This is a genomic window from Micromonospora sp. DT4, assembly GCF_049841675.1.
GTDB lineage: Bacteria > Actinomycetota > Actinomycetes > Mycobacteriales > Micromonosporaceae > Micromonospora.
In genome coordinates this window covers 21355-27972 of the sequence record NZ_JBNCKT010000077.1, presented here as the reverse complement: position 1 = coordinate 27972, position 6618 = coordinate 21355, and the positions used below count along the sequence as shown (strand labels likewise).

General features: G+C 72.6%; 6 protein-coding genes. 4 read left to right on the top strand and 2 right to left on the bottom strand.

The features are described from left to right. Positions 1-286: 286 nt before the first annotated feature. Positions 287-838 (top strand): hypothetical protein, encoded by a 552-nt coding sequence (locus ACLQ24_RS20490; RefSeq protein ID WP_425893320.1) that lies wholly within the window; start codon positions 287-289, stop codon positions 836-838. 283 nt (positions 839-1121) lie between these two features. Here ACLQ24_RS20490 and ACLQ24_RS20485 read toward each other — a convergent pair whose 3' ends face one another. Continuing rightward, the gene (locus tag ACLQ24_RS20485; protein WP_425893319.1) at positions 1122-1391 is read right to left on the bottom strand and encodes a hypothetical protein; all 270 of its coding nucleotides are present in this window, start codon (positions 1389-1391) and stop codon (positions 1122-1124) included. A gap of 154 nt (positions 1392-1545) precedes the next feature. Here ACLQ24_RS20485 and ACLQ24_RS20480 point away from each other — a divergent pair, with 154 nt between their 5' ends. Next, a complete protein-coding gene (locus tag ACLQ24_RS20480; RefSeq protein WP_425893318.1) occupies positions 1546-2043 on the top strand; it encodes a YcxB family protein in 498 nt (165 codons plus the stop codon). Between the two features lie 57 nt (positions 2044-2100). Here the strand turns inward: ACLQ24_RS20480 and ACLQ24_RS20475 are convergent, their stop codons facing one another. Next, the gene (locus ACLQ24_RS20475; RefSeq protein ID WP_425893317.1) at positions 2101-4110 is read right to left on the bottom strand and encodes a GTP-binding protein; all 2010 of its coding nucleotides are present in this window, start codon (positions 4108-4110) and stop codon (positions 2101-2103) included. Between the two features lie 392 nt (positions 4111-4502). Between ACLQ24_RS20475 and ACLQ24_RS20470 the strand changes: the two genes are divergently transcribed. Continuing rightward, on the top strand, positions 4503-5843 hold the full coding sequence (locus tag ACLQ24_RS20470) for a cellulose-binding domain-containing protein (RefSeq protein ID WP_425893316.1): 1341 nt from the start codon (positions 4503-4505) through the stop codon (positions 5841-5843). A gap of 133 nt (positions 5844-5976) precedes the next feature. Continuing rightward, complete coding sequence (locus tag ACLQ24_RS20465) at positions 5977-6588, top strand: YdeI/OmpD-associated family protein (protein ID WP_425893315.1); 612 nt, start codon at positions 5977-5979, stop codon at positions 6586-6588. The last annotated feature ends 30 nt before the right edge of the window (positions 6589-6618 follow it).

Genomic DNA, 6618 nt, shown 5'->3' with positions numbered 1-6618 from the left:
GCCAAGATCATGCCAGCCACAGCCACCACAGTAGACCGCAGCCCCGCTCAGCCGATCAACTCAAGCTGAATACGTACGGTCGGACCACGTCACCGGTCGAGCGCATGCGGTGATGCTCTTCGATACTGTCGACGTATGCGCCATCGTCGAGAGCGAGTCACGCACCGCCGTTCCCATCCGGCGATGGAGTCCGCACGACTGCCCGCCGAGGCGCGGCGGTCGGTGGTGACGGTCGGTGCTCCCACGGCGGGGTGCTCTCTGCCTGCTCGGGCCGGATTCCCCGGCCGTGTCCTCTGAGGTCGTCGCGGTACTGCGCCTCGCGCCGCTGGCGCTCGGGTGGCCCAGTGTCCACCGGTTCGTGCGACGCGAGGTCGGCGAGATCATCGAGGTCTTCGACCGGACGGTGGACCCGATCGTCGACCGGAGCGTCGCCGGGGCGCGCCGGCGACGGGAGATCTCCCGGATTCTGTTGAGCACCAGCGTCAAGGTGTGTCTCGCGATGTCCGGCTACGCGCAGGCGGTCGGCATCGCGTTCCAGGCCGATCGAGCCATCCTGGGCAGCTCCTTCACGCGCGTGTACGACGATCTGTTCGACAACTTCCGCGCCCCCAGCCTGGACGAGCGGCTCACGGTCCTGTTCGACGGTGGGTCCTTCCGCCCGCAGTCGGACGCCGCGGCGGTGCTGCTGGGGCTCTACCGCGCCATCGAGGTGGCGTTGCGACGAGAGGAGTCCGACCCGGTCTACGCCGCCCTGCGCCGGATGCATCGGTTCCAGATCCAGTCGCGCCAGCAACGAGGGCGTGCCGTCTCCGGGGCGGAGCTGCGCCGGATCACCTGAGGTAAGGGTGGGCTCGGCACGACGGCCCTGTTCGGATTACTACGCCCGGCCCTGTCGCCGGACGACCAGCGGCTGCTGCTGGAGTTGGGCGACGTCCTCCAGGTGCTGGACGACTATCACGACGTGGCCCTGGACCGCCGTCGCGCTGATCGCGTACACGGTCGATCGGTGTCAGTCGGCGCGTCCAGGTCCTCGGCGATGAGGCCGAGCAGAGGCTGCGCCCAGTACAGGTTGGCGGTGGCCGCACCGCCCGCCACCGCGAACAGGAACGTCAGTGGGCGGCTCAGTTCCGAGGGCGGTGCCGGGCTGGGCGCTGCCACCCCGCGACGCTAGTCGACCGGCGGATCATGCCGAACCGCTGGTCACTGACCTGGTTCTCCATCGCCTGCCAGATCAGCTCGCGCACCTTGGCGCTGTCCAGGACGGACCGCAGCTCACGCCGTACCACGGGGTCTTCGCCTGCCGAGGCGATGGCCGCGGCCAGGCCCGGTCGGTCCGCGAGCGGCTCCACCGCCGCCGCGACGAGCGGCCGGCGCACCTCGTCCCGCTCCAACAGGTAGCGCCTTCAGGAGATCGCGGTTCATGTGTCATCCGCTATCCGCAAACGACAGCGGGCCAAACTCCGGCGACAACGCGTCGGCCACGCCCGGTGCCGGACTCCCACGGTCGGAGGCGTGTCGAGGCCGGTGGGGCACTATCGTTCTGGGGTGCACATCCGTTTCGACGTCCCCGCCGATCCCGCCTACCCCGCTCGCGTGGCGGCCACCCTCGCCGGTGTCCGGCTGCGCCGGTACAGCTACGTCGGCGCGGTGCTGGTGGTGGTCGGGGCGATCGGTCTGGCGCTCGCGCGCGGTTTGGGCTGGGGCGAGCGGGCGTCCCCGCTGTGGATGGCGTTGGTGGTGGGCGGCGTGCTGTCGATGCTGTACCTGCCGTGGGTGCGGTCGCGGGCACTGCGCCGCTCGGGCAGTTACGCCGTCGAGGGCGCCTACGAGATCACCGACCACAACATCATGATGCGCAGCGGGTCGGAGTCCGGCGGTATCGCGTGGGACGGCGTCGCGCAGGTGCAGGACACCCCGGACTTCTGGATCGTGTACGTCGGCCGGATGCCGGCGACCGTGATTCCCCGGTGGTTGATGCCCGCCGAGGATGCCGAGACGTTGCGCGGGTTCCTGGCCGACCGAGGGCTGCTGCGGGCGCGGTGACGTCCTGCGCGGTCGCGTTCCTGGCCTGCGACGCGGCCCGCTGGGTCACCCGTCAGGTCATCGCGGCGAGCGGTGGCCTCTTCCTGGGGTCGCGTCCCTGACGGCGCGGGGTCGGTTCTGCGGCTGGGCGAGGAAGCGCAGGTACTCCGTCCGGTCGAACGGGTTGCCGTCGGTGCGGGACCGGCGCGGCGGCTCGCCGGACACCGGTCGGTCACCGCCGGGCGTCGACGACCACAGGCCCTCCCCGCTGGACAGGTCGGGCAGGTGCCGCTGCGCCCGGAGTTCGAGCCGCGCCGGCAGCACGCCGCTGATCCGCCAGCCGGCGGCGATGTCGTCGGTGCCGTCGACCCGGGCGCCGAGCCGGCTCAGGTACGACGTGACCGGGCCGAGCCGGTCGGCCGGCACCTCCGCCTCGAAGCGGCGGCACGGCTCGAAGACCCGCGTGCCGGCCTCGGCGAGCGCCTGCATGAGGACGTACGGAGCGAGGTCCCGGAAGTGCCCGGCGGTGGTGATCGGCGACCAGTAGCCGCTGTGGGTGAGAGTGATCCGGATGTCGGTGACGGGCCAGCCGTGACAGCCCTGGTCGAGGGCGGCTCGAGTGGCGTCCTCGATGGCTGTGTGGAACGACAGTGGCAGCGACCCGAGTTCGACCTCCCGTCGGTAGTCCACGCCGGTGCCGGGCTCGACCCGGAACCCGACCGTCCCGAAGAAGCCGTGTCCGATGATCTCCACGGCGGCGCCCGTGCCGGTCGGCCGCTCGACGTGCATGAGCAGCCCCGGCCCGAACTCCGTATCGATCCCGTACGTCTCGGCCAGCGTGGTGGTCAGCACCTCGCGCTGCACCTCGCCGTAGAGCAGCACGCTCGTGCCGCCGTCCGGGGCCACTCGCGTACGCAGGAACGGGTCGGTCTCGGCGATGTCCACCAGCGCCGCGTGCAGCGCCAGCGTCTGGGACACGTCGCGGGGTCGCACCACCGCCTCCAGGGTCGGCGCGGGAAAGTACGACCGCCCGTCGAGGCCGGCCGGGCTGCCGAGCTGGTCGCCGAGGCGTACACCGGTCAGGCCTGCGACCCGGGCGATGTGGCCGGCGGTCAGCGCGGTGGGCGGGGCCTGGTCGGTGGTCGCGCCGACCACCTCGAGCCGGGTGATCCGCCCGCGTGTCGCGGTGGTCCGGCCGTCCGGCTCCCGGCGGTACGCGGTGACCCGTTCCCGCGCCCGGAACTGCCCGCCGTACGCGCGCAGATACGCCACCCGCTCGCCCGAGGGGTCGCGCTCGATGGCGAACACCCGCGCCCGCGCATCCGGCTCGGCCGGCGGCGACGCCGGGAGCACGGCCGCGATGGCGTCCAGCAGCTCCGGTACGCCGGCGCCGGACAACGCCGAGCCGAACAGCAGCGGGTGCACCTGCCCGGCGGCGACCTGCGCCCGAAGCGCCTCGTCGATGCGGTCGGGGTCAGGTGGCAGCTCGTCCACCAGGGCGGCCAGCAGTCCGTCGTCGTGCTCGGCGAGCACCTCGGCGAGCCGGTGGGCGGCGCTGTGGTCGTACCCCGGATGGTGTGGCCGGTAGGTGGCCCCGGGGGTGCCGGGCGCGCGGACCGTGCCCAGCGGGACGACGGCCGGGGTGAGGAGCCGGCGCACGTCCGCGACCAGCTCGTCGGCGCGGGCGCCGACCCGGTCGATCTTGTTGACGAAGACCAGGGTGGGCAGCCGGAGCGACCGGAGGATCCGCATGATCCGGCGACTGTGCGGCTGGACGCCCTCGACGGCCGACAGCACCAGGACGGCCGCGTCGAGTACGCCGAGCGCCCGCTCGACCTCGGCCACGAAGTCGCTGTGCCCGGGGGTGTCGAGCAGGTTGACCCGGCGGTCGCGCACGGTGAACGAGGCGACGGTGCTGCGGATGGTGATGCCCCGCCGGCGCTCGATCTCGCCGGTGTCGGTCTGGGTGGTGCCCGCGTCGACGCTGCCGAGCCGGTCGATGACACCGGTGGTGTACAGCAGGCGTTCGGTCAGGCTGGTCTTACCGGCGTCGACGTGGGCGACGATGCCAAGGTTGACGGTCTGCACAGGCTGTCGGGTCCTCGAAAGCTCGCGTCCGGATGGGCGGGGTTCCGAGTCCTCGCATCGCCGTGCTCCCGTCTCCTGGGTGTGCCGGGCCGTGTGAACCCGGTCCTTCTTCGGCCAGACTGACACGGCCGGCGACGTCGGGCCACCGATTAACGCGCGCGCTTGATTAGATAGTGATCAGTCAATAGACTGGGGGCGGGCGTCGCCGGGTTCCGGGCAACAACCGGACCGGCGACTGACAGCTCCACCTCGAGCCGGGCACGTCGGTCGTACGCATCGACCACTCGCCGTGGCGCATCGCCGCGCCGTACCCGGCGTGTCGGCGCACCGCGTCCGTCCCGGACGCGCGCTGCCGCGCCGGTTCCTCCCGCTCGATGGCAGAAGGACTCCCCATGACGATTCTCCGCGCCCGCCCCGCCCCGACCCTCGCGGCCGTCGCCGCGCTGGCCGCCGCCGTGACCGCGACCGGCACGGTCCTGCTCGTCGTTCCGGCCTCGGCCGCCCAGGGCTGCCGGGTCGACTACACGCCCAACCAGTGGCCCGGCGGATTCACCGCCAGCGTCAAGGTCAGCCCCGGCGACACCGCCGTCTCCAGCTGGACCGTCACCTGGACCTACGCCGGGAACGAACGTGTCACGAACGGCTGGAACGCCACGGTCAGCCAGTCCGGATCGACGGTGACCGCCCGCAACATGTCGTACAACGGCGGCATCCCGGCCGGCGGCGCCGCCGAGTTCGGCGTCCAGGGCACCTACGGCACCAGCGGCGGCGCGCCGACCGGGTTCAGCCTGAACGGCGTACCGTGCAACGGCATCGCGCCGACCACGCCCCCGCCGACGAGCGCACCCCCGACCACGCCGCCGCCCACGACGCCGCCGCCGACCACGCCTCCGCCCACGACGCCGCCTCCGCCCACGACGCCGCCTCCGCCCACGACGCCGCCGCCGACCACGCCTCCGCCCACGACGCCGCCTCCGCCCACGACGCCGCCACCGCCCACGACGCCGCCACCGACCACGCCGCCGCCCACGACGCCTCCGCCGGTCGGCTGTGCCGGGGCGGTGCTCTGCGACGGCTTCGAGAATCAGACCGGCTCGACGCCGTCAGGCGACTGGGCCGTGGTCAGCCCGGACTGTTCGGGCGCGGGTACCGCCACCATCGACACGGCCACCACGCACAGCGGCAGCCGGGCCGTCCGGATCAACGGCGCGGCCGGGTACTGCAACCACGTCTTCATCCGGTCCGCGAAGAACCTCGGCAGCGTGGGCAGTGTCCGGTACGGGCGGATCTGGGTCCGGCACACCACCGCCCAGCCCGCCGACCACACCACGATGATGGCGATGACGGACTCCGCCGACGGCAACCGGGACCTGCGGATGGGTGGCCAGAACGGCGCGCTGCAGTGGAACCGCGCCTCCGACGACGCGACCCTGCCCGAGCAGAGCCCCGCCGGGGTGGCGCAGAGCGTGCCGCTGCCCACGAACCGGTGGACCTGCCTGGAGTTCATGGTCGACGGCTCCTCCGGTCAGCTCCGTACCTGGCTGGACGGCACCGCCATCGCGGGACTGACCGCGGACGGCGTACCGACGCACGACATCGACGGGCAGTGGTACAACCGCACCTGGCGACCGCAGCTCACCGACCTGAAGCTGGGCTGGGAGAGCTACGGCAACGGGGCTGACACCCTCTGGTACGACGACGTCGCGGTCGGCGCCAGCCGGATCGGCTGCTGACCGCTGGACGAGGTCGAGGGTGTGGCGCGGCCGTCGTGTCACGCCCTCGGCCAATCCGACGGACCCCGGCTGTGCGCCCGGAGCGGCCCGCCGGGTGGAGGTTGGCGGCACGACGCGGCGATAGCCTGCTGTCATGGCGAGCACCGAACTCCAGGAGCTGATCGTCGCGGACGCCGACGCGCTGCGCGCGTGGTTGTCCGCCAACCACGCCACGTCGCCGGGCGTCTGGCTCGCCCTGACCAAGAAGGGCGGCACGGTCACGACGCTGTCCTGGCAGCACGCGGTCGACGAGGCGCTCTGTTTCGGCTGGATCGACGGGCAGGCCCGTAAGGGAGACGAGGAGTCCTCCTGGATCCGGTTCACACCCCGCCGCCCGCGCAGCGCCTGGTCACAGCGCAACGTCGCCCACGTGGCCCGGCTCGAGGAGCAGGGACGGATGACGCCCGCGGGTCGGGCCGCCGTGGAGGCGGCGAAGGCCGACGGGCGGTGGGCGGCCGCGTACGCCCCGCCGTCGGAAGCCGAGGTACCGGCCGACCTGCTCGCCGCCATCGCGGCCGACCCCGCGGCCCAGGCCATGTTCGACGTGCTCACCAAGACCAACCGGTTCGCCCTCATCTACCGAGTCAACGCCGCGAAGCGGGTGGAGACCCGCAAGCGCAAGATCGGTGAGTTCGTCGCCATGTTGGCCCGCCACGAGACCCCCTACCCGCAGAAGGCCAGGCCGTCGAGCGCTCCGTCCTCGTGATCATCGCGGGGTGGTGCGTCGGCGCCGCTG